We start from the raw sequence: 24,471 nt of genomic DNA, 5'->3' as shown, positions 1-24,471 counted from the left end.
GTCACGAAAGCCGCGCGCAGGCGTCTGCGATGCGCTTCAGCGCTTCCTTCAGTTCCGCTTCAGAGGTCGCATAGGAGATGCGGAAGAACGGCGAGAGACCGAAGGCCGAGCCCGGAACGACGGCGACATGGGCGTCGTCGAGCAGGTAGGCGCAGAAGTCCGTATCCGTTGCGATCGTCTTGCCCGACGGCGTGACCTTGCCGAGCATGCCGGCGCAGCCGGAGAAGGTGTAGAAGGCGCCTTCCGGAACGCGGCAGTCGAGACCATCGATGGCGTTGAGGCCATTGACGACGAGATCGCGGCGGCGCTGGAAGCTGGCGGTGCGTTCCTTGAGGAACTCCTGCGGGCCGGTCAGCGCGGCAACGGAAGCGGCCTGGCTGACGGAGGAGGGGCAGGAGGTCGCCTGGCTCTGGACCACGGCCATCGCCTTGATCAGGTCACGCGGGCCGCCGGCATAGCCGATGCGCCAGCCGGTCATGGCATAGGCCTTGGAGACGCCGTTGACCGTCAGCGTGCGGTCCTTGAGCCGGGGCTCGAGCTGGGCCGGCGTGACGAAGCGGAAGCCGTCATAGACGATGTGCTCGTACATGTCGTCGACCAGCAGCCATACATGCGGATGCTTGAGGAGCACGTCGAGCAGCGGCCGATAGTCGCTCGCGCTATAGGCGGCACCCGACGGATTTGACGGCGAATTCAAGAGCACCCAGCGCGTCTTAGGTGTAATTGCGGCCTCGAGCTTGTCGGCCGTCAGCCGGAAGGCGGAGGAGGCGTCACAGGGGATCAGCACCGGCTTGCCTTCGCAGATCTGGACGATATCCGAATAGGAGGTCCAGTAGGGCGTCGGGATGACCACTTCGTCGCCGGGGTTGATCGACGCCATCATGGCGTTGAACAGGATCTGCTTGGCGCCGGTCGAAACCGTGATCTCGTCCTGCTCGTAGGCAAGGCCGTTTTCACGCTGGAACTTTTCGCGGATCGCCTTCTTCAGTTCCGGCGTGCCGTCGAGGGCGGTGTACTTGGTGTCACCGCGCTTGATCGCCTCGCAGGCGGCGTCCTTGACGAAGTCGGGCGTGTCGAAATCCGGTTCGCCCGCACCGAGGATGATGACCGGCTTGCCTTCGCGCTTCATGGCCTGCGCGCGGGCGCCGATCTTGAGGATTTCGGACACTCCGATCGAGGAGATCCGCGAGGCGGGCTCAAAGCCCGCCTCCTTGACCGTTGCGTTGATGGTCATGGTCTCTACCTACCTGGGTGCGCCGATTATTCGATGTCGAACGACACGCCCTGCGCCAGCGGCAGGGCCTTCGAATAGTTCACCGTGTTGGTGGCGCGGCGCATGTAGGCCTTCCACGAGTCCGAACCGGATTCACGACCACCGCCGGTTTCCTTCTCACCGCCGAAGGCGCCACCGATTTCGGCGCCCGAGGTGCCGATGTTGACGTTGGCGATACCGCAATCCGAACCGTCGACGGCGAGGAAGCGTTCGGATTCCTGCATGTCGCGGGTGAAGATCGAGGACGACAGACCGGCTGCGACCGCATTGTGATCGGCAACGACGGCGTCGAAGTCGCTGTACTTCATGACGTAGAGGATCGGCGCGAAGGTTTCTTCGAGAACCGGCCCGGCCTGCTTGGGCATTTCGACCAGAGCGGGTTTGGCGTAGTAGCCGTTGTCGTAGCCGAGCTCGACGCGTTCGCCGCCGGTGACGGTGCCGCCATGCGACTTCGCCTCAGCGATCGCTTTCTGCATGCCGTCGTAGGCAGCCTTGTCGACGAGCGGGCCGACGAGGGCGGTGGTTTCGAGCGGGTTACCGACGGAGACCGAACCGTAGGCCTTCTTCAGGCGCGGAACGAGCTGGTCGTAGACGCTTTCATGCACGAACAGGCGGCGCATGGTGGTGCAACGCTGGCCGGCGGTGCCCATGGCGCCGAAGGCGATGGCGCGCAGCGCCATGTCGAGATCGGCCGACGGGCAGACGATGCCGGCATTGTTGCCGCCGAGTTCGAGGATCGCGCGGGCGAAGCGCTTGGCAAGGCGCGGACCGACGTCGCGGCCCATGCGGGTCGAGCCGGTTGCCGAAACGAGCGGTACCTTCGGGTTGTCGACGAGAACTTCACCGACGGTGCGGTCGCCGATCAGGACCTGCGACAGGCCTTCCGGCGCATCGCCGAAGCGGGCGAGTGCGCGCTCGAAGATCGCCTGCGAGGCAAGCGCCGTGAGCGGCGTCTTTTCAGACGGCTTCCAGACGACGGAGTTGCCGCAGACGATGGCAAGTGCCGCGTTCCACGACCAGACGGCGACCGGGAAGTTGAAGGCCGAGATGACGCCGACGACGCCGAGCGGGTGCCAGGTTTCCATCATGCGGTGGCCGGGACGTTCGGTGGCGATTGTCAGGCCGTAGAGCTGGCGGGAAAGGCCGACTGCGAAATCGCAGATGTCGATCATTTCCTGGACTTCGCCGAGGCCTTCCGAGGTGATCTTGCCGGCTTCGATCGAAACCAGGCGGCCAAGGTCAGACTTGAAGGCGCGCAGTTCTTCGCCGAGCAGGCGGATCAGTTCGCCGCGCTTCGGCGCCGGAACCAGGCGCCAGGCCTTGAAGGCTTCATGGGCCTTTTCGATCTTGGCGGCAGCTTCAGCAGCCGAAACCGTCTTGAGGTTGCCGATCTTTTCGCCGGTAACCGGGCTGAAGGACGGCATGTCGCCGCCGGTGTAGAGTTCCTTGGCGACGCCCATCTTTTCGAGAAGCGCTGCGGCTTCCTTGGTCACGTCGACTTTCTTGGTTGCGATGTTCATGGTCTGACTCCCGTCTTATTGGTTTAGATCATTCGATGGAGCGGTATGGGGCGGAAAACCGCACACAGTATTTCGCCCTGGCCTATCCGAAACGCACGCTGCCGAGCTTTCCCGGCGAGGTCAGCGTCTTCAGGCCTGCGGCCATGTCCTTGAGTTTGTCTGGTGTATAAAAGTCGTAATAGGCCTGATTGCGGCGGCCGATCGCGTGTTCCGCGCTGAAGCTGCCGTGGTACTCCTCGACGGCGACTGCGAAAACCCACTCGCGCAGCCGCGGTTCGAAGGTCTCGTCCTTGAGAAGGTCGCTGTCCTTCGGCACGACGAGGTTGAAGTGCACGCCGCCGTCGCCGATATGACCGAAATCGCAGACGGTGACATCAGGGAATTTCGAGGGCATTTCGGCCTTCATATGGTCGCAGAAGGCCATGATGTCACCCCTTCGGAAGGAGACGTCAAAGGCGATCAGCTTGCCGAGATGCTTGACGCCCTCGGACAGTGCGTGGCGCAGCGCCCAGATCTCGTGCGGCGGGCCGACGAAGGCATCGGCGAGCGGTGCCTCCTCCATCTCCCAGATCTCGGCGAGCGCCGTCTCCAGCACGGCGTCGAGCGACAGTTCGCCCTCGCGCGGTGCCCAGGTGCGGCTGATTTCGGCGAGGATGACGTAGTCAGGGACGTTACCGCCCTGGAACGGGTTCTTCATCGACGGCACATGGGCAAAGGCGGCCGTTACGGCGTTCTTCGACATGCCCTCGAAGGCCGAAAGATAAGCGCCGAGGCGTTCTTCCATGGCGCGCAGCAGCGGCAGCACATGGGCGCCGCTCGCCGGAACGAGCAGGGCGGTCGCGGTCTGCTGCGGCAGGCGCTCGAGGTTCAAGACGCATTCGGTGACGATGCCGAAGGCGCCCGAGGTGCCGACGAAGATCTGTTTCCAATCGACGCCGGTGTTGTTCTTGCGCAGGTCGCATTGCAGGTCGAGCACGGTTCCGTCCGCGTCGCCAAGAACGACCTTGAGGCCGAGCGTGTTGCGGCGCACGTCGCCGTATTTGAGGAACCGCGAACCGCCGGTATTGGTGGCGATCATGCCGCCGATGCGCGGGTCGGCGCCGAGGTCGATCGGGAAGAACAGGCCGTGTTCTTCCAGCCGCCGGTTGAGATCGGACAGCCGGAAACCGGCGTCGAGCCGCACAGAGCGGTTGTCGAGGTCGAGTTCGAACCGCTTTGCCAGCCGGTCGAGGCTGAGGATGGCTTCGTCGCCCGACTGATCCGGGGTCGAACCGGAGACAAGCCCGGTGTTGCCGGACTGCGGGATCAGCGCAATGCCGTTCGCAACGCAGTAGGCGACGGCAGCAGAGACCTCTTCGGTCGTTGCCGGCCGCAGAACGAGCGAGGTCCGGCCGCGATCGTAGCGCGCGCCGGTCTCATAGGCTTCCAGGTCTTCAGGACGCGTCAAGACACCCTTGTCTCCAAGGATGCCAGTGAGCGCGTCGATGTGCAGTTGATCGATCATAGGATCAGTATCATTCCGCAGCGATGGCGCCGGTCAAGACCCGGAGGCAGCTTTCGATCGAAGCCTGCTCGATGCCGGCATAATGATCGAACTCGTTGAGCACGGTCGCGCCGAGATCGCTCTCGAAGCGCTTCTGGTTCGGGCTGGCAACAAAGTCCTGCTGGGCGCCGTCACCGAGGTTCGACTGGAAGATACCCGCGGCGCTGACCGGCAGGAAGTCTTCGTAGACGATCGCGTCGAACTGAACGAGGCCGGCTGCGATCAGCGCTTCGATGTCGCGTGCAGCAGAGATGCCAGCCTTGCGGCCTTTTTCCGTCAGCGAATAGCTGAAATAGCCGAGTCCGGCTTCGCGGATGCCTGCCCAGGTGTCCGGGAACGGCTCGAAAGCCCCTGCAAGCGCCGCTTCGTATTCGCGGGCGTTGGAACCGTCGGCGGCCGGCCGAACGATCTTGCGCGAGGCGTCGAGCAAGTCGTCATAGAGCGCGCGGCCCTTCGGGGTCAGCGCGATGCCGCGCTGTTCGATCTCGCCGAAGCGGGCGGTGTGCGAACCTTCCTTCCAGGTGCCATCGGCGTTTTTGAAGGAGACCGCCTCTTCGAGCGCCTTGAACGAGGTCTGGCGCAAGAGGATCGGGCACTTGCGGGTCGGCGGACCCTCGACGACGGCCTTCGGGGCAATCGCGTATTCCGGCATCAGCGCCTGCACCTTGTCGATGTCGAGCGTGCGCGGGGTGAGATGATTGATGTGCGGGCCCTTGAAGGAGACGACGTCGGCGATCAGGCGATGGGCGTCATGCAGGCGCTTGTACATGTCAGGGCTGACATTGGCCTGGTCGTGCCAACGGAAGGTTTCTAGTACTTCCGAAACGAAGCGCTCGGCATCGGCCTTGTCGAGACCACCGTCGCGCTCGGCCTTTTCCGTGAGCTCGACGGCGCCCGTCGTGAAGATCTGGCGCGCAGCCAGAATGACGTCGGCTTCGGTGCGCAGCGCTTCGTCGGCGATCAGGTCGAGGCGCAGCAGCGAGGTGAACACGCGGAACGGGTTGCGCTTCAGCGCGGCGTCGCCGACCGGACGGAAGGCGGTGGAGTGAACCGGAACGCCGGCAGTCGAGAGATCATAGTAGCCGACCGGGTACATGCCCATGACGGCGAATACGCGGCGCATCATCGCAAGTTCGGCAGGCGTGCCGAGCCGGATCGCACCGTGGCGTTCCTCGGAGATGCGGTCGAGCGTATCCGTCGCGTCGAGGCGCTCCTTCAGCTTGGGATCGGCGGCGAGCGTATCGTCGTTGACCTTGGCGACCAGCTCCATCAGCGTGCCGTAAGCCGGCACCTCTTCGCGGTACATGACCGACATGGCTGCGGAAAAGGCCGAGCGGATGTCGTCGGCGGATACGAAACTATTCTCTTTCACTGGGGCTCGCCTCGCGCTATGGGTGAAGGACAAGGTCATTCTCATTTCGGATCATATCCGATCGATCTGGCCATTGATTGCGTTGCTTCTGACTATGTTGATGCGAGGGCGGAATGAAGTTGAGCCGCAGACTGGTTCCCGACGTGACGACGCTGCAGGCGTTCGAATGCGCGGCGCGACACGGCAGCTTCACGCAGGCCGCCGCCGAGCTGAACCTTACCCAGAGCGCTGTCAGCCGCCAGATCAAGGATCTCGAGAACCAGCTCGGCGTGCTCCTGTTCGAGCGCGTGCGCCAGCGGGTGATCCTGTCCGATGCCGGCCAGAAGTTTCTGCCGGAGGTGCGCCGTCTGCTCAACCAGACCGAGGAACTGATGGTGCGGGCGATGGCGTCTGCCCGGGCGGATTCGACGCTCTCGATCGCGTCGCTGCCGACCTTCGGCAGCCGCTGGCTGGTGCCGCGCCTTCCCGACTTCCTCAAGCGCCATCCGGACACGGTGATCAACATCGCCTCGCGCTCGGCGCCGTTCGATTTCGAAGAGCAGAATTTCGATCTCGCCATTCATTATGGCCAGCCGGTCTGGGCACGCGCCACCTGCAGCTACCTCTGCAGCGAGATCATCGTGCCGGCCGCAAGCCCTGCCCTGCTCGCTGACCATCCGATCGCAACCCCGGAAGACCTGGTCGCCGGTCCGCTCCTGCATCTGGCCACTCGGCCCAAGCTCTGGGCGCAATGGTTCGAGGCCAACGACATGGACGGGCGAGGGGCCTATCGTGGCAACCGCTTCGACCAGTTCTCCATGGTGATCGAGGCGGCGACCGCCGGCCTCGGTTTTGCGCTTCTGCCGCGCTATCTGATCGAGCAGGAGATTGCCGCCGGCACGCTGCGGATCGTGCTCGACCGGCCGATGCAGACGGAAAACAGCTATTATCTCGCGGTGCCCGAGGGCAAGCTCGAAAACCCGATCAGCCTGGCGTTTCGCGAGTGGATTACTGAGCAGGTGGGCTGACCGATCGACGTTTTGTCGAAAATTCGTGGGAACCTTCCTCGCCCCCATCACGTTTCGCCTCGTCTGCCACCCGCATGAAGCTTGAAAGAGGGCGTTTGAGAGAGCTGTATCCTAGTGCCATTGGGGGCGCGTCCAGCGGCCTGTTCCGGCCTGTTTCGTCTGTGCGCAAATCGACCAATCTTGTATGAGCAATCCTTGCAAGCTGTTGGCACCACGGCTAAAAAATGCCATTTTCATGCATCACGCGGCCTTGAAAACCAATGCGCCGCCGGCTTTGCGATCTCCGATGCCCAGTCGTGGGCGGTGCCTGTTACCGCCAGGTCCCGGTTTCCCGGGAAATGACGGTGGATGGGAGGACACATGACCGTGTCTAGCAACGCGCCGGCTCAGCCTGATTTCTCAGGTCCGCAGCCAACCCGGCACCCCGACGAGGGCCGGGCCGATCAACCCCGGTTGGATTCAGAACCCGTACCCATGCAGCTCCAAACTACGCCGCCCACCTCTCCGCGCGAACCGGAAGCGAAGCAGATCGATTACAACGATTCGATCCGCGCCACCTTCTTCTCGATGGAGGACCTCCGCCAATGCGGCGAGGATCTCGCGGCCAAGGGTGTCTCCTCGCTGCCGGGTTTCTTCCCGTTCGAGTTCCGTCCGCGGCATCGCGAGAACGAGAACGAGATCCTGCGCGTCTACCGGGCGACGGCCGCGGACGTCGAGGCCGGAGCAACGATCACGCCGGCTGCCGAATGGCTGCTCGACAACCATCACGTCGTCGAAGAGGCGATACAGGAAGTGCGACGCGATTTCCCGCGCCGGTTCTATCGCCAGCTCCCGACGCTTTCGGTTTCGGGCACGGTGATCCCGCGCACCATGGCGCTCGCCTGGCTCTATGCCGCCCATACCCACAGCACGGTGACGCGTGAAAGCATCACGGCGATGGTCGAGGGCTTCCAGAAGCACGAGACCTTCAAGATCGGCGAACTCTGGGCCTTGCCTTCGATCCTGCGCTTCGTGCTGATCGAAAACCTGCGCCGGATTGCCATCCGGGTCGAACGCTCGCGCGGCATGCGGCGCAAGGCCAACGATGTCGCCGACCAGATCATTCGCCTCAGCGATCCGGAAAAGTCGCGCACGCTGCTTGCGGAATCGGAGGCATTGGCGGCCGACAACACCTTCGTCGCGCAGCTGCTCTACCGCATGCGTGATGGGTCGCAGACCTCGGGCGCCGTCATCGGCTGGATCGAAGAACAGCTCGAAAAGCGCGGCAGCGACGTCGAAAGCGCGCTGGTCGCCGAGCAGAACCGCCTGTCGTCCGGCAACGCGACGATGAGCAACATCATCCGCAGCCTGCGCGAGATCGACGACACCGACTGGGCCGTCTGGTTCGAAAGTGTCAGCAAGATCGACGCGGCACTGCGTGAAGGTTCCGACTACGCGGCGCTCGATTTCGGCTCGCGCAACAAGTACCGCGACACGATCGAAAAGCTGGCGCGCCGCTCGGGGCACAGCGAATTCGAAGTGACGCAGATCGCCATCCAGATGGTGCGCGAGGCGGAAGTCGCGGCGGAGACGGAAGCGCCGCTGCAACAGCCGAATGTCGGATCGTTCCTCGTCGGCAAGCAGCGCAAGCTGCTGGAAAAGAAGATCAGCTACCGGCCGTCGGTGCTGCAGAGCATCATTCGCCTCAGCCGCAAGCTCGACTGGTTTGCGATCGCCGGGCCGAACATCCTTCTGACCATCCTGGCGATGATCGCCGTCTATTCCTTCGTCAGCCCGATGGAGATCCCGAACGGCGCGAAGCTGATCATGCTGCTGCTCTTCGCGCTGCCGGCTTCGGAAGGTGCGATGGGCCTGTTCAACACGCTGGTGACGCTGTTTGTCAAACCGTCGCGGCTGGTCGGCTACGAGTTCCTCGAGGGGATCCCTCAGGACGCCCGCACGCTCGTTGCGGTGCCGTGCCTGATTTCCAAGCGCGATCACGTCGACGAACTGGTGCGCAATCTCGAGGTCCATTACCTCGCCAACCCGCGCGGAGAGATCTACTTTGCGCTGGTCAGCGACTGGGCCGACAGCAAAGACGAGGAATCGAGCGCCGACGCCGACGTGCTCGACTATGCCAAGCGCGAGATCGCCCAGCTTTCGGCGCGTTATGCCTATGACGGCAAGACCCGCTTCTACCTGCTGCATCGCCGCCGCCTGTATAACGAGCAGGAAGGCGTGTGGATGGGCTGGGAGCGCAAGCGCGGCAAGCTGCACGAGCTGAACATGCTCCTGCGCGGTGACCGCGATACCTCGTTCCTGCAGGGCGCCAACACGGTGCCGGACAACGTGCAATACGTCATGACGCTCGATTCCGACACGCGCCTGATGCGCGACGCGGTGACGAAGCTCGTCGGCAAGATGTATCATCCGATCAACCGTCCGGTGGTCGATCCGAAGACCCAGGACGTGATCGCCGGCTACAGCCTGTTGCAGCCGCGCGTGACGCCGTCGCTGACGACCGGCAGCGAAGCCTCCGCCTTCCAGCGCATCTTCTCTTCCAACCGCGGCATCGACCCCTATGTCTTCACCGTGTCCGACGTCTACCAGGACATCGCCGGCGAAGGCAGCTTCACCGGCAAGGGCCTCTACCATGTCGACGCCTTCGAGGCGGCACTGAAGGGACGCATCCAGGAAAACGCCGTTCTCAGCCACGACCTGCTCGAAGGGTCCTATGTGCGCTGTGCGCTCGTCACCGACGTCGAGCTCGTCGAGGACTTCCCGACCCGCTACGAGGTCGAGATGTCGCGCCAGCATCGCTGGGCGCGGGGCGACTGGCAGCTCCTGCCCTACATCTTCAATTTCTCGAACGGGCTGTCGATGCTCGGTCGCTGGAAGATGTACGACAACCTGCGTCGCTCGCTGATCCCGCTCGCCTGGCTCGTCGCCTCGGTCATGGGCTGGTACTACATGGAGCCGACCGAAGCGCTGATCTGGCAGATCGTGCTGATCTTCAGCCTGTTCGTGGCCCCCACCCTGTCGCTGATCAACGGCCTCCTGCCGCGTCGCAACGACATCGTCGCCCGCGCGCATCTGCATGCGGTCCTGACCGAAGTCCGCGCCGCCAACGCGCAAGTTGCTCTTCGCATCGTCTTCATCGCCCACAATGCGGCGATGATGGGCGACGCCATCGTGCGTTCGCTCTACCGCACCTTCGTCAGCGGCAAGCTGATGCTCGAATGGCGCACGGCGGCGCAGGTGCAAAGCGCCGGCCACGGCACCATTGGCGACTATTACCGCGCCATGTGGATCGCGCCGGCGCTGTCGGCGATCTCGCTGGCCCTTGCGGCGATTTCCGACACCGGCCTGCCGTTCATCGGCATTCCCTTCGCGCTGCTCTGGGCGCTGTCGCCCGCCGTTGCCTGGTTCGTCAGCCAGTCGGCTGAAACAGAAGACCAGCTCGTCGTTTCCGACGAGGCGATCGACGAGATGCGCCTGATCGCGCGCCGCACCTGGCGCTACTTCGAGACCTTCGTCACTGCCGAGCAGCACTTCCTGCCGCCGGACAACTTCCAGGAAACGCCGCAGCCGGTTCTCGCCGAGCGGACGTCGCCGACCAATATCGGCGTCTATCTGCTCTCCGTCATGTCGGCGCGCGATTTCGGCTGGATCGGCTTCGAGGAGACGATCAACCGCCTGGAGCAGACGATCGCCACCATCGACCGGATGCCGAAATATCGCGGCCACCTGTTCAACTGGTACCGGACGAACACGCTCGAAACCATGGAACCGCGCTACATTTCGTCGGTCGACAGCGGCAATCTTGCCGGTCATCTGATCGCCGTGTCGTCAATGTGTCGCGACTGGGCGGAAGCGCCGTCGGCGCATGTCCAGGGCAGCCTTATCGGCATCGGCGACGTCGCTGCGATCCTTCAGGAAGTGCTGCGCGACCTGCCCGACGACCGCAAGACGGTGCGTCCGTTGCGCCGCCTGATCGAGGAGCGCATCGTCGGCTTCCAGAATGCGCTCGCCGCGATCATGCGCGAACATGAGTTCGCCTCGATCCGTGTGATCAACCTGGCCGTTCTGGCGCGCGACATGCACAAGCTCACGGTCAATCTCGACCACGAGGTGCGCACACCGCAAAGCAGCGAAGTGACGAAGTGGGCCAACTCGCTCGTCACCACCTGCGAAGCGCATATCGCCGATGGCGTCTTCGACCTCGGCGCAATCGAATCGCTGCGCCAGCGCCTGCTGGTGCTGAAGGATCGGGCGCGCGACATCGCCTTCTCGATGGATTTCGGCTTCCTCTTCCGTCCGGAGCGGCGCCTGCTGTCGATCGGCTTCCGCGTCAACGCCAACGAGCTCGACGAGGCTTGCTACGACCTTCTGGCGTCGGAAGCGCGTCTCACCAGCCTGTTTGCCATCGCCAAGGGCGATCTGCCGACCGAGCACTGGTACAAGCTCGGCCGACCGATCGTGCCGATCGGCGCGCGCGGCGCGCTGATCTCCTGGTCCGGCTCGATGTTCGAATATCTGATGCCGCCGCTGGTCATGCAGGAGCGTCAGGGCGGTATCCTCAACCAGACCAACAATCTGGTCGTGAAGGAGCAGATCAATCACGGCCGTCGCCTCGGCACCCCGTGGGGCATCTCGGAAGCGGCGTTTAACGCGCGCGACCACGAACTGACCTACCAGTACACCAACTTCGGTGTGCCGACGCTCGGCCTCAAGCGTGGTCTCGGCCAGAACGCGGTCATCGCGCCCTACGCCTCGATCCTCGCCTGCATGTACGATCCGAAGTCGGCGCTCGCCAACCTCGGGCGTCTTCGCGAGGTCGGTGCGCTCGGCGCCTACGGCTACCACGACGCCGTCGACTTCACGCCGACGCGCGTGCCCGAGGGGCAGAAGTGCGCGGTCGTTCGCAACTACTATGCGCACCATCATGGCATGTCGATCGCGGCTGTGGCCAACGTCGTCTTCAATGGCCGCCTGCGCGAGTGGTTCCACGCCGATCCGGTGATCGAGGCTGCCGAACTGCTGCTGCAGGAAAAGGCGCCGCGCGACATTCCGATCATGAATGCCAAGCGCGAGCCGGAATCGGTCGGCAAGGGCCAGGACGATCTCCTGCGCCCTGAGGTCCGCATCATCGAGAACCCGCTTTCGCAGGACCGCGAGACCGTGTTTCTCTCCAACGGCCACTACTCGGTGATGCTGACGGCCAACGGTGCGGGTTATGCGCGCTGGAACGGCCAGTCCGTCACCCGCTGGAAACCGGATCCGGTCGAGGACCGTACCGGCACCTTCATCTTCCTACGCGATACGACGACCGGCGATTGGTGGTCGGCGACCGCGGAGCCGCGGCGTGCCGTCGGTGAGAAGATGCTGACCCGCTTCGGCGACGACAAGGCGGAATTCGTCAAGACCGTCGGCGACCTCACCAGCGAGGTCGAGTGCATCGTCGCCACCGAGCACGATGCCGAAGGCCGTCGTGTCATGCTGCTCAACACCGGCACCCAGGACCGCTTCATCGAAGTTACCTCCTATGCCGAGCCGGTGCTTTCGACCGACGAGGCCGACAGCGCCCACCCGGCGTTTTCGAAGATGTTCCTGCGCACGGAAATCAGCCGCCGCGGCGACGTCATTCGTGTCAGCCGCAACAAGCGCAGCTCCAGCGATCCGGACATGGAAGTGGCGCATCTCGTCACCGACAATGCCGGCAGCGACCGCCATACGGAAGCCGAGACCGACCGTCGCCGCTTCATCGGCCCGGGCCGCACGCTTGCCGAAGCCGCCGCCTTCGATACGGATGCGGCGCTTTCGGGCACGGACGGCTTCACGCTCGATCCGATCATGTCGCTGCGCCGGGTCGTGCGCGTACCCGCCGGCAAGAAGGTCAGCGTCGTCTTCTGGACGATCGCTGCCCCAAGCCGCGAGGAGGTCGATCGCGCGATCGATCGCTACCGCCATCCCGAGACCTTCAACCAGGAGCTCATCCACGCCTGGACCCGCAGCCAGGTGCAGATGCGCCATGTCGGCGTGACCTCGCAGGAAGCGGCAAGCTTCCAGATGCTCGGCCGCTATCTCGTCTATCCGGACATGCATCTGCGTGCCGATTCGGCGACGGTTCAGGCCGGCCTCGATTCCCAGTCGAAGCTCTGGCCGCTGGCGATTTCGGGCGACTACCCGATCTTCTGCCTGCGCATCAACGACGACGGCGATCTCGGCATCGCCCGAGAGGCGCTGCGCGCCCAGGAATACCTGCGCGCACGCGGCATCACCGCCGATCTCGTCATCATCAACGAGCGCGCCTCGTCCTATGCCCAGGACATGCAGCACGCGCTCGATTCCATGTGCGAGAACCTGAGGCTTCGCGGCCTCTCGGACGGTCCGCGCCAGCACATCTTCTCGGTGCGCCGCGACCTGATGGAAGCCGAGACGTGGTCGACGCTGCTGTCGGCCTCGCGCGCCGTCTTCCATGCCCGCAACGGCACGATCTCCGACCAGATCGCCCGCGCCAACTCGCTCTATTCGCCGGCGCCGGTAAAGGGTGCCGAAAAGAGCAGCGAGTTCGTCGGTCCGCTCCTGGCGGCGCCGCAGGAAGCGGCAGATGTCGCACCGGCGGAGATCAAGGGCGACGATCTCTCCTTCTGGAACGGTTTCGGCGGCTTTGCCGAAGGCGGACGTGAATACGTCGTGCGCCTGCGCGGCGGCGAAGCGACGCCGCAGCCTTGGATCAATGTCATCTCCAACGAGCAGTTCGGCTTCCATGTTTCGGCCGAAGGCGCTGCCTTCTCCTGGAGCCGCAATTCGCGCGACTACCAGCTGACGCCTTGGACCAACGACACCGTCATCAACCGTCCGGGCGAAGCGATCTTCATCCGCGATATGGCGAGCGGCTCGGTGTCGACGCCCTATGCGGCGCTGTCGCGTCGTCGTTCGGTCGTCTTCGAGACGGTTCACGGGCTCGGCTACTCGCGCTTCCGCAGCAGCCAGAACGACCTCGACATCGAGGCGACCCACACGGTGCACCGCAGCCTGCCGGTCAAGCTCGTTCGTCTTACCATCCGCAACCGTGCGGCGACGGCGCGGCAGCTGCGGCTTTACGGCTATGCCGAATGGGTACTTGGCAACAACCGCGCGCGCTCGGCGCCGTTCATTCTCTCGAAGTGGGACGAAGAGACGTCGGCACTGGTGGCGACCAACCCCTACAGCATCGACTTCGGCGGGCGTTCCGCCTTCTTCACCGTCGATGGTGGCGAGGCGGCCGGCTACACCTCCAGCCGACGGGAGTTCCTCGGTTCGCTCGGGGGCATCCTCGTGCCGCAGGCCGTGCTTTCGGGGGCGGATCTCTCGGGCTCCGTCGATGTCGACGGCGATCCTTGCGCGGTCGTCGCCACCGATCTGACGATCGAGCCCGGTGCCGAGCGGCAGGTCACCTTCATTCTCGGCGATGCCGACAATGAAGAGCAGCTTCGCGCCGTTGTCGGCGAGCTGCGCCAAACCGCTTTCGATACCGTGCTCGATGCAGCAAAGTCGTTCTGGCGCGACTTCACCGACATCGTGAAGGTGGAAACGCCGGATCCGGCTTTCGATGCCATGATCAACAACTGGCTGCCCTATCAGAGCCTCGGGTGCCGCATCATGGCGCGCTCGGCATTCTACCAGGCGAGCGGAGCTTTCGGCTTCCGCGACCAGTTGCAGGACACGCTCGCGTTCCTGATCCATCGGCCGGAGCTTGCCCGGGCGCAGATCCTCAACGCCGCGGCGCGCCAGTTCGTCGAAGGCGACGTACAGCACTGGTGGCTGCCGGGAACCGGCGCGGGCGTGCGCACGATGATCTCCGATGACGTCGTCTGGCTCGCCCATGCCGTCACCCACTATTGCACGGTGACCGGCACCTCCGACATCCTGGCGGAACGGCTCGCCTTCATCACCGGCCCGGCCCTGGAAGAGGGGCAGCACGACGCCTTCTACAAGCCGGAGATCTCCGAAGAGATTGGCGACGTTTACGAGCATTGCGCCCGTGCCCTCGATCTTGCGATCAAGCGGACCGGCGAAAACGGCCTGCCGCTGTTCCTTGGCGGCGATTGGAACGACGGCATGAACCGGGTCGGCCAGGCCGGCAAGGGCACAAGCACCTGGCTCGGCTGGTTCCTCGCAGGCACGCTGCGCGGCTTCCTGCCCTATGCGCGCGAGCGCAAGGACGAGGCCCGCATCACCCGTTGGGAAGCCCATCTCGAAGCGCTCAAGACGGCGCTCAACGCGGCTGGCTGGGACGGCGACTACTATCGCCGTGGCTACTACGACGACGGCACGCCGCTCGGCACCAGCGAAGCGCTCGAATGCCGGATCGATTCCATTGGCCAGTCCTGGAGCGTGCTCTCGGGCGAAGGCGACGAGCAGCGCTCGCTGAAGGCGATGGATGCGGTCATGGCCGAACTCGTCGATCCGGACCAGCACATCGTGCGGCTGTTCACGCCGCCGCTCGAGCGCACGGCGCAGGATCCGGGCTACATCAAGGCCTATCCGCCCGGCGTGCGCGAGAACGGTGGGCAGTATACCCATGCGGCCACCTGGGTGGCGCTCGCCTTTGCCGAACAGGGCAGGGCGGAAGAAGCCTGGCGCGTGTTCAACATGCTGAATCCGGTTTCCCATGCGGAAAGCCGCGAAGCGGCGGAACACTACCGCGTCGAGCCCTATGTGGTTGCCGCCGATATCTACGGCGAAGGCGACCTTGCGGGACGCGGCGGCTGGACCTGGTACACCGGTTCGGCCGGCTGGCTCTACCGCGTCGGTGTCGAAGGCATCCTCGGGATCCGCAGGCAGGGTGACAGACTGGTTATCCGGCCGGTGCTGCCGGCGGCCTGGAATGGCTACTCGGCCGAAGTGACGCTCAATGGTGCGCGGCACAAGATTTCGGTTGAGCGCGACAAGAAAAGTGGCGAGCCGATCGTCAGCGTCAACAATAGTGTCACAAAAAACGCGCATGAAGGCATTTTGCTGTAACGGCCGGCATTGAAGACAGGATGAAACCGGCTTTGTTCCCGCAAGGGCAAGGCCGGTTCTTTCTTTGCGGAGATGCGGGGCGGCACGACCTCGACGGCCGGGCGTCGTGCTCTAAATCTCGTGAGCGGGGTGTGGGCGGGAAACCGCAAGCACATTGACATCCCGCTCTCCTTCATGGTGCCGGGCATCGCGCGAAAGGCGGGACGTCGGTGCCCGTTTCAACAGGGATGGGGCAGGGGCGCCAAATCCTGGATAACGGACCGCATGCTGCAAAAGACTTTTCAGGGTGGCGTCGAGCCGATGTCCGCCCGATTGGTTCCGAAGGAGCGCGACACACGCCTTGATGTGTTCAGGGCGCTGTGTCTTCTGACGATCTTCGTCAATCACGTTCCCGGACAATATCTCGAATACCTGACGCACAAGAACTTCGGCTTTTCCGATTCAGCCGAAGCCTTCGTCCTGATCTCCGGCCTCTCGGTCGGGATCGCCTATGGCGGCAAGTTCGTCTCCGGCGCACGGCTGGCCGTGACGCTGAAAATCTGGCGCCGGGCCCTGGCGCTCTACGTCGCCCACATCATGACCAGCATCGTGACGCTGGCGATCTTTGCCGGCGGCGCACTCTATTTCGGGCGGCAGGACCTGATCGGCGAGATCAATATCCGCCCGATGGTGGAGCAGACGGAGCAGGGCATCGTCGCGATGGTGCTCCTGGGCCATCAGCTCGGCTACAACAACATCCTGTCGATGTATGCGGCGCTCTTCCTGATGCTGCCGGGCATACTCTGGCTGAATGGAGTCAGCAAGAAACTTCTGTTGGTGCTCTCGGCCGCGCTGTGGCTCGCCGCGGGCATCTTCAAGTTCGTGCCGTCGAACTTCCTCGACGAGGGCTACTGGTTTCTCAATCCCTGGTCCTGGCAGTTCCTGTTCGTCATAGGCGTCGTCATGATGACCTATGTGCGCAACGGCGGATCGCTGCCGCGCTGGCCCTGGCTGATCGCGCTTTCCGGGCTCTATCTCGCGGTTTCCGCCGTCTGGGTGCTCTTCTCGTTCTGGAGCATCGATTTTTCCTTCGGTCTTCCGGCCGTTCTGACGGGCTTCGACAAGACCTTTCTGTCCACGCCGCGACTGCTGCATGTGCTGGCGCTCGGCTACCTCATCGCGGTGACGCCGCGGATCAGCAACCTTGCCAAACTCGACAGCGATCATCCGCTGGCGGTGGTCGGCCGGCATTCCCTGCCGATCTTCATTTTTGGCACGATCCTGGCGATGTCCGGCCAGGTGCTGCTGTTCGTGACGGGGAAAAACCCTGTTATCGGCAGCCTCTTCGTCGTCGCCGGCATCGGGCTGCACTTCGTCTATGCCTATTATCTCGAATGGCTGCGCGGCATCGCCATGGCTAAGCCGCTAAGGGCGATATGAGAAACACCACCCGTCACAGGGCTTCAGTGTCAGGTTCGAGAACCTAGGGCCAGGCGGCAGGCGAGGGCGGTGAACACGCCGGCGAGAAGGTATTTCGGCAGTTTCGGGAAACGCCGGAACCCGGAGAGCCTTGCCCGCAGATGGCTGCCGACGAGGATGACCGAACCGTTCACGAGCAGGCCGATCCCGTTCAAAACCGTCGCAAGCAGCAGCATCTGCAGGACCATCGACCCGCCGTCTGGGTCGACGAATTGTGGAAACAGGGCCAGCACGAAGAGCGCCATCTTCGGATTGAGCAGGTTCGTCATCAGCCCCTCGCCGAAAACCCGGCGGGCCGAAAGCCGATTGAGGGTTGCAATCGGGGAGGCGCCGAATGGATCCGAGCGGATGGTTTTCCAGGCGAGATAAAGCAGATAGGCGCAGCCGGCCCAGCGGACGATCTCATAGGCGATCGGAACGGTGACGAAGAGCTGCGACAGACCGAGTGCGGCGGCGAGCGCGTGGCAATAGGTGCCGAGCGCGATGCCAGCATAGGTAAGAAACCCGACGGCACGTCCCTGGCTGAGGCTGCGAGAGGCAATCAGCATCATGTCAGGACCGGGTGTGGCGGTGAGCACGAGGCTTGCTGCGGCGAAAACTGCGATCGTGGAAATGTCCGGCATTGGTGGTTCCCTTGGAATTGAAGCCGGAATTCCGGAATACCAGCATTCCTCAGAATGGCAAGTCCGCTCTATGCAAGTGACGCCGAAACGAAAAAACCACCCGCAGTTGGCTGCGGGTGGCTTGAAGCTTGTTCGCTTGGCTTGAAGCGCGTGTCCTAGGCTGCCGTGTGGCTCATGCGGACATCGTCGTCCGTCAGGATGCCGCTGGCACGGAGCAGGGCGGCAAAGCGGCCGTTGCTCTGGCTGAGCTCGTTGAAGCCGCCCATCTCGACGATCCGGCCCTGATCCATGAAGATGACCAGGTCCGCCTCGCGCACCGTCGACAGGCGGTGGGCGATGATGAAGGTGGTGCGGTTCTTGCGCAGCGCGTCGATCGCATCCTTCACGCGGTTTTCGGTTTCGACGTCGAGCGCGCTGGTCGCCTCGTCGAGCACCAGGATCGGCGCGTTCTTCAGGATGGCGCGGGCGATGGCCACGCGCTGGCGTTCCCCGCCCGACAGGCGGTTGCCGCGCTCGCCGACCACCGTGTCGTAACCGGTCGTGCGGCCCTCGATGAAGTCGCAGGCGGCAGCCGCTTCGGCGGCAGCCATGATTTCCTCGATCGTCGCATCGTCACGGCCGAGGCGGATGTTGTCCGAGATCGAGCGGTTCATCAGCCCCGCATCCTGGAAGACAGTGGCGATCGAACGGCGCAGCGACTTGCGCGTCACCTTCGAGATGTCGTTGCCGTCGATCAGGATCTGACCGTCACGCGGATCGTGGACGCGCTGCAACAGGTTGACGAGCGTCGTCTTGCCGGCGCCGGTCGGGCCGACGATGGCGATCGTCTGGCCGGCCTTGGCCGTGAACGAGACGTTGTGCACGCCCTGGTTCGTGTTCGCAAAGTCGAAGGAGACGTTGCGGAACTCGACCTCGCCGACAACCGCCGGCAGTTCGGTCGCACCGGCCGGCTCGTCGCGTTCGCGCACGGCATCTTCGAGGGTGAAGAAGTCCTCAAGCTTGGCACGGGCCTCGAAGATCTGCGTGACGAAGGCCTTCATCTGGTCGAGACGGCCGATCAGCAGGTTGGCAAAGCCGATGAAGGCGATGACTTCGCCGACGCCGAGTTCGCCGCGCTGCACCAGCACGGTACCGATGACGAGGATCGCCATCATCGAGATGGTCGAGGCGACGCGGTTCAGCCCGCTTGCCAGCGCCCACCAGTCGAGAACCGGGAACTGGGCCGAGATCAGCCGTTCGGTGAACTTCTTCAGCTCGCGGGTTTCTGCCTCGATGCGGTTGTAGCTGTGCACGACCGAAACGTTGCTGATCGCATCGGAAACGTGGGAAAAAACCGTGTGGTAGTGGTTCTCGACCGAAGCCTGGCCTTCCTTGGTGCGGCTCATCACCACCTTGCTGATCACCACATAGAGCGCGCCGAGAACGACGAGCACGAGCGACAGGCGCACGTCCATGGCAAAGGCGGTCGGAACGAGCAGAATGAGGGCGACGGCGGTCGCCAGGTGCTGGCGCATGAATTCGAGCCAGAGACCGAAGAGGGTTTCGCAGGCGCGAAGCAGCGTGTGCAGCGCGTTGGATGTGCCGCGCTGGCTATGCCAGGCGAGCGGCATGGAAACGATGCGGCCGAAGGCTTCCGTCAAAAGCGTGGCGCGGCGGCCATGGGCCAGCCGGTCGGCCTCGCGGGCGACGAGCACGAAGGCGACGGTGTTGAAGACGCCGAGACCTGCCCACATGAGCAGCATCGGCGTGACTTCGCCCTTCGACGAGATGGCGTCGATGATGCGTCCGAACAGGATCGGTTCGGCAATGGTGATGGCTGCCAGAACGACGTTGGCGAGAACGATCGCTGAGACGCGAAACTTGTGAACCGCAAGATACTGGAGCGCTCTTGCATACACCTGGAACAATGACACTGTCTCACCCCTTCCGGGTACCGGATTTGACGCGCCGCAGACCTTCTGCGGCGGATGCACCCGCGTCCTCGAGGTTCCCTTTGGCGAAGCTTCGCGCTGCTGGTAGAACACTCGGGGCCGCGCTGAGACGGTCTTTGGCGGCAATGGGAAGCCGCAGCCGGACGCAGCACAGCTATTCCTTTTCCCGTTTCGCTCGTCTGCGAGCTTGGCGAGAATATTCATAGTCTGCTATCTGTCGTGCCAACTCCGATTTCTTGCATATTTCGCATAAGACCGGGCGTGGTATGACGGATTATCGCGGGTGCAACATGAATGGTCGCTGAACGGTGCCTTTATGTCCGGATTCGGAAATGCGACCATATGCATCGACCTGGAAGGTGATCCATGAACATTACGCTGCTCGTACAGTTTCTCGCGCTTCTGGAGGAGATGAAGACTCGCGAGGAAATCATCCCTGAATTCGAGCGTCTGCTCGATCGCTGTGGCTTCGACTTCTACGGCGTCGTGCGCCAGCCCAAGCCGCATGACAACCCGCTGAGGCTGCTGCTTGCCGGTCGCTGGCCCGAGGGCTGGCCGCAGATCTATATCCGCAAGAAGTTCGTGGTGATCGACCCGACCATCCGCTATCTCGGCCATGCCCAGCGCGGTTTCCGCTGGCGCGATACGCTCTTTGCCTTCCGCTCCGATCCGCATCGCAAGCGCATGGAAAGCATGATGATCGAGGCCCGCAACCACGGTCTCTATGACGGCTATATTTTCCCGGTGCACGGCCGGCGCGGCCTGCTCGGCAACCTGACGGTTGGCGGGCGTGTCGTCGACCTGAGCCCGGTCGAGATCAGCCTGTTCGACTCGATCGCCAAGCGGCTGTTCTGGAAGCTCCTGGACCTGACCGATCCGGAGGTTTCGGCCGAGCTCGGCTCGCGCGTCGAAGTGCAAATGACGCGGCGCGAAATGGAAGCACTCAACTACCTGGCCGACGGCCTGACCTCCAACGACATCGGCAAGGTACTCGATATTTCGAGCCACACGGTCGATTGGTACATGAACGGAATCCAGGAAAAGCTGAAGGCCAAGAACCGCCACCACGTCGTGGCGATCGCCTTCCGTCTCGGCCTGATTTCCTAAAGTCGAAAGGCATTCGGTTTCCTGTCGCATCTGAAATTGCGCTCTGCCCGGTGACCCGCTAATACTTTATTTCGCGGGTGCAGCATTTCCCGCAATATCAAGTCATTGAGGAGACCGACTTGCCTATCTCGAAGATCCTTGTTGCTAACCGTTCTGAAATTGCCATCCGCGTTTTTCGCGCTGCAAACGAACTCGGTCTGAAAACGGTCGCGATATGGGCGGAAGAGGACAAACTCGCGCTGCACCGCTTTAAAGCGGATGAAAGCTACCAGATCGGCCGCGGTCCGCATCTGGCCCGCGACCTCGGTCCGATCGAGAGCTACCTGTCGATCGAGGAAGTGATCCGCGTCGCCAAGCTCTCGGGTGCCGATGCCATTCACCCGGGCTACGGCCTGCTGTCGGAAAGCCCCGAGTTCGTCGATGCCTGTGACGCCGCCGGCATCATCTTCATCGGTCCGCGGCCGGCGACCATGCGCCAGCTCGGCAACAAGGTGGCAGCCCGCAACCTCGCCATTTCCGTCGGCGTGCCGGTCGTGCCGGCCACCGATCCGCTGCCGGAAGACGAAAAGGAAATCCATCGCCTGGCCGCCGAGATCGGCTACCCCGTCATGCTCAAGGCCTCCTGGGGCGGCGGCGGACGCGGCATGCGCGCCATTCGCGACCCGAAGGACCTGATCCGCGAGGTGACGGAAGCCAAGCGCGAGGCCAAGGCCGCCTTCGGCAAGGACGAGGTCTACCTCGAAAAGCTGGTCGAGCGCGCCCGCCACGTCGAAAGCCAGATCCTCGGCGACACCCACGGCAATGTCGTGCACCTGTTCGAGCGCGACTGCTCCATCCAGCGCCGCAACCAGAAGGTTGTCGAGCGGGCGCCTGCGCCCTACCTCTCGGACGCGCAGCGCCAGGAACTGGCCAATTATTCGCTGAAGATTGCCGAGGCGACCAGCTATGTCGGCGCCGGCACGGTCGAGTATCTGATGGATGCCGACACCGGCAAATTCTACTTCATCGAAGTGAACCCGCGCATTCAGGTCGAGCACACCGTCACCGAAGTGGTGACCGGCATCGACATCGTCAAGGCGCAGATCCATATCCTCGACGGCGAAGCGATCGGCACGCCGGCATCGGGCGTACCGAAGCAGCAAGACATCCGCCTCAACGGCCACGCGCTGCAGTGCCGCATCACCACGGAAGATCCGGAACAGAACTTCATTCCCGACTATGGCCGCATCACCGGCTATCGTTCGGCGGCCGGTTTCGGCATCCGTCTCGACGGCGGCACGGCCTATACCGGCGCCTACATCACGCGCTACTACGATCCGCTGCTGGTGAAAGTGACGGCCTCGGGCAGCACGCCCGAGGAAGCGATCAGCCGTATGGACCGGGCGCTGCGCGAATTCCGTATCCGCGGCGTGGCGACCAACCTCACCTTCCTCGAGGCGATCATCGGCCACGAGCAGTTCCGCAACAACACCTACACCACCCGCTTCATCGACACGACGCCGGAGCTGTTCCAGCAGGTGCGGCGCCAGGACCGTGCGACGAAGCTCTTGACCTATCTCGCCGACGTCACCGTCAACGGCCATCCGGAGGCCAAGGGCCGCCCGCGGCCGCCGGCGGACGCGGCCAAGCCCGTCGTGCCCTTCATCCAGGGCGAGATCCCCGCGGGTACCAAGCAGAAGCTCGACGAACTCGGCCCGAAGAAGTTTGCCGAGTGGGTGCGCGGCGAAAAGCAGGTATTCCTCACCGATACGACGATGCGCGACGGCCACCAGTCGCTGCTTGCGACCCGCATGCGCACGCACGACATCGCCCGTGTCGCCGGCACCTATGCCCGTGCCCTGCCGCAGCTCTTCTCGCTCGAATGCTGGGGTGGCGCGACCTTCGACGTCTCCATGCGCTTCCTCACCGAGGATCCGTGGGATCGCCTTGCCCGCATTCGCGAGGATGCGCCGAACCTGCTGCTGCAGATGCTTTTGCGCGGCGCCAACGGCGTCGGCTACAAGAACTACCCCGACAACGTCGTGAAGTACTTCGTCCGCCAGGCGGCGAAGGGCGGCATCGACGTCTTCCGCGTCTTCGACTGCCTCAACTGGGTCGACAACATGCGCGTCTCGATGGAGGCCGTTGCCGAGGAGAACCGCATCTGCGAAGCGGCGATCTGCTACACCGGCGACATCCTGAATTCGGCCCGCCCGAAGTACGATCTCAAGTACTACACGGCTTTGGCGGCCGAGCTCGAAAAGGCCGGCGCGCACATGATCGCCGTCAAGGACATGGCGGGCCTCTTGAAGCCGGCGGCTGCGCGGGTGCTCTTCAAGGCGCTGCGCGAGGCGACGGACCTGCCGATCCATTTCCACACGCACGACACCTCAGGCATCGCGGCTGCGACCGTGCTTGCCGCCGTCGATAGCGGCGTCGACGTTGTCGATGCGGCCATGGACGCGCTCTCCGGCAACACCTCGCAGCCGTGCCTCGGCTCGATTGTCGAGGCGCTGCGCGGTTCGGATCGCGATCCGGGCCTCGATCCCGAATGGATCCGCCGGATCTCGTTCTACTGGGAAGCTGTGCGCTTCCAGTACGCCGCCTTCGAAAGCGACCTCAAGGGTCCGGCCTCGGAAGTCTACCTGCACGAAATGCCGGGCGGCCAGTTCACCAACCTCAAGGAACAGGCCCGTTCGCTCGGGCTGGAAACCAAGTGGCACCGCGTCGCCCAGGCCTATGCCGACGCCAACCAGATGTTCGGCGATATCGTCAAGGTGACGCCGTCGTCAAAGGTCGTTGGCGACATGGCGTTGATGATGGTCTCCCAGGACCTGACGGTTGCCGACGTCGAGAACCCGGCAAAGGACATCGCTTTCCCGGATTCGGTCGTCTCGATGCTGAAGGGCGATCTCGGTCAGCCCCCGGGCGGCTGGCCGGAAGCGCTGCAGAAGAAGGCGCTGAAGGGCGAGAAGGCCTACACCGCCGTTCCCGGCTCGCTGCTGCCGCCGGCCGATCTCGATGCGGAGCGTAAAGCCATCGAGGACAAGCTCGAGCGCAAGGTCGACGACTTCGAGTTCGCCTCCTACCTGATGTACCCGAAGGTCTTCACCGACTATGCGATCGCGGCCGACACCTATGGTCCGGTCAGCGTTCTGCCGACGCCGGCCTATTTCTATGGGCTGGCGCCGGGCGAGGAGCTGCAGCCGGAGATCGAGCGGGGCAAGTCGCTCGTCATCCTGCACCAGGCCAAGAGCGAGCCGGACGAGAAGGGCATGGTCAAGGTGTTCTTCGAACTCAACGGCCAGCCGCGCCTGATCAAGGTTCCGGACCGCAACCGCAGTGCAACGAGCGCGGTACGCCGCAAGGCCGAGGGCGGCAATGCAGCGCAACTCGGCGCGCCGATGCCGGGCGTCATCTCGACCGTTGCCGTTGCCGCCGGCCAGACGGTGAAGGCCGGCGACGTGCTGCTTTCGATCGAAGCGATGAAGATGGAAACGGCGCTGCACGCCGAGAAGGACGGCACGGTCGCCGAAGTGCTGGTGCGCGCCGGCGACCAGATCGACGCCAAGGACCTACTGATCGTGTTCGAGGCGTAAGCGTTTGCCACACGGATAGACAAAAACGGCCGGATGCGAATCCGGCCGTTGTTGTTTTGCGAGAGGCGCAA

11 protein-coding genes are annotated in these 24,471 nt (G+C 63.7%); 5 read left to right on the top strand and 6 right to left on the bottom strand.

Going from position 1 to position 24,471, the window contains the following annotated elements:
- Position 1 precedes the first annotated feature (1 nt).
- The 4 genes from IB267_RS30210 to IB267_RS30195 form a co-directional block, all read right to left on the bottom strand.
- Entirely contained in the window at positions 2-1,234 is a 1,233-nt protein-coding gene (locus IB267_RS30210; protein ID WP_192451085.1) for a pyridoxal phosphate-dependent aminotransferase, read from the bottom strand.
- Positions 1,235-1,260: 26 nt separating this feature from the next.
- Complete coding sequence (locus IB267_RS30205; RefSeq protein ID WP_192451084.1) at positions 1,261-2,793, bottom strand: aldehyde dehydrogenase family protein; 1,533 nt, start codon at positions 2,791-2,793, stop codon at positions 1,261-1,263.
- 82 nt (positions 2,794-2,875) lie between these two features.
- Positions 2,876-4,297 (bottom strand): FAD-binding oxidoreductase, encoded by a 1,422-nt coding sequence (locus IB267_RS30200; protein WP_192451083.1) that lies wholly within the window; start codon positions 4,295-4,297, stop codon positions 2,876-2,878.
- A 10-nt stretch (positions 4,298-4,307) separates the two neighbouring features.
- Positions 4,308-5,708 carry a VOC family protein gene (locus IB267_RS30195; RefSeq protein ID WP_192451082.1) on the bottom strand — a complete coding sequence of 467 codons (1,401 nt, stop codon included), beginning with the start codon at positions 5,706-5,708 and terminating at the stop codon, positions 4,308-4,310.
- Between the two features lie 113 nt (positions 5,709-5,821).
- On the opposite strand from IB267_RS30195, the gene IB267_RS30190 reads away from it, so the two are divergent.
- The 3 genes from IB267_RS30190 (at position 5,822) to IB267_RS30180 (ending at position 17,122) form a co-directional block, all read left to right on the top strand.
- Positions 5,822-6,715, top strand: coding sequence for a LysR family transcriptional regulator (locus tag IB267_RS30190; RefSeq protein ID WP_043625779.1), 894 nt, complete (start codon positions 5,822-5,824; stop codon positions 6,713-6,715).
- Positions 6,716-7,075: 360 nt separating this feature from the next.
- On the top strand, positions 7,076-15,703 hold the full coding sequence (gene ndvB / locus IB267_RS30185) for a cyclic beta-(1,2)-glucan synthase (protein ID WP_192451081.1): 8,628 nt from the start codon (positions 7,076-7,078) through the stop codon (positions 15,701-15,703).
- Positions 15,704-15,967: 264 nt separating this feature from the next.
- A complete protein-coding gene (locus IB267_RS30180; protein ID WP_192451080.1) occupies positions 15,968-17,122 on the top strand; it encodes an OpgC family protein in 1,155 nt (384 codons plus the stop codon).
- A 29-nt stretch (positions 17,123-17,151) separates the two neighbouring features.
- Here the strand turns inward: IB267_RS30180 and IB267_RS30175 are convergent, their stop codons facing one another.
- Positions 17,152-17,784 (bottom strand): LysE family translocator, encoded by a 633-nt coding sequence (locus IB267_RS30175; protein WP_192451079.1) that lies wholly within the window; start codon positions 17,782-17,784, stop codon positions 17,152-17,154.
- A gap of 155 nt (positions 17,785-17,939) precedes the next feature.
- Positions 17,940-19,697 (bottom strand): glucan ABC transporter ATP-binding protein/ permease, encoded by a 1,758-nt coding sequence (locus tag IB267_RS30170; RefSeq protein ID WP_043625790.1) that lies wholly within the window; start codon positions 19,695-19,697, stop codon positions 17,940-17,942.
- A 384-nt stretch (positions 19,698-20,081) separates the two neighbouring features.
- Between IB267_RS30170 and IB267_RS30165 the strand changes: the two genes are divergently transcribed.
- Positions 20,082-20,822 carry an autoinducer binding domain-containing protein gene (locus IB267_RS30165; RefSeq protein WP_034802969.1) on the top strand — a complete coding sequence of 247 codons (741 nt, stop codon included), beginning with the start codon at positions 20,082-20,084 and terminating at the stop codon, positions 20,820-20,822.
- A 119-nt stretch (positions 20,823-20,941) separates the two neighbouring features.
- Complete coding sequence (gene pyc / locus IB267_RS30160) at positions 20,942-24,400, top strand: pyruvate carboxylase (protein ID WP_192451078.1); 3,459 nt, start codon at positions 20,942-20,944, stop codon at positions 24,398-24,400.
- Positions 24,401-24,471 lie beyond the last annotated feature (71 nt).

The sequence above is a fragment of the Ensifer sp. ENS09 genome, from assembly GCF_014852425.1.
Classification (GTDB): Bacteria; Pseudomonadota; Alphaproteobacteria; order Rhizobiales; family Rhizobiaceae; genus Ensifer.
This window is presented reverse-complemented; position numbering and strand designations above follow the sequence as displayed.

Excerpts from the sequence above, each read along its gene's own strand:
- IB267_RS30210 (WP_192451085.1), bottom strand. The coding sequence starts at position 1,234 with ATGACCATCAACGCAACGGTCAAGGAGGCGGGCTTTGAGCCCGCCTCG.
- IB267_RS30205 (WP_192451084.1), bottom strand. The coding sequence starts at position 2,793 with ATGAACATCGCAACCAAGAAAGTCGACGTGACCAAGGAAGCCGCAGCG.
- IB267_RS30200 (WP_192451083.1), bottom strand. The coding sequence starts at position 4,297 with ATGATCGATCAACTGCACATCGACGCGCTCACTGGCATCCTTGGAGAC.
- IB267_RS30190 (WP_043625779.1), top strand. The coding sequence starts at position 5,822 with ATGAAGTTGAGCCGCAGACTGGTTCCCGACGTGACGACGCTGCAGGCG.
- ndvB (WP_192451081.1), top strand. The coding sequence starts at position 7,076 with ATGACCGTGTCTAGCAACGCGCCGGCTCAGCCTGATTTCTCAGGTCCG.
- IB267_RS30180 (WP_192451080.1), top strand. The coding sequence starts at position 15,968 with ATGCTGCAAAAGACTTTTCAGGGTGGCGTCGAGCCGATGTCCGCCCGA.
- IB267_RS30175 (WP_192451079.1), bottom strand. The coding sequence starts at position 17,784 with ATGCCGGACATTTCCACGATCGCAGTTTTCGCCGCAGCAAGCCTCGTG.
- IB267_RS30165 (WP_034802969.1), top strand. The coding sequence starts at position 20,082 with ATGAACATTACGCTGCTCGTACAGTTTCTCGCGCTTCTGGAGGAGATG.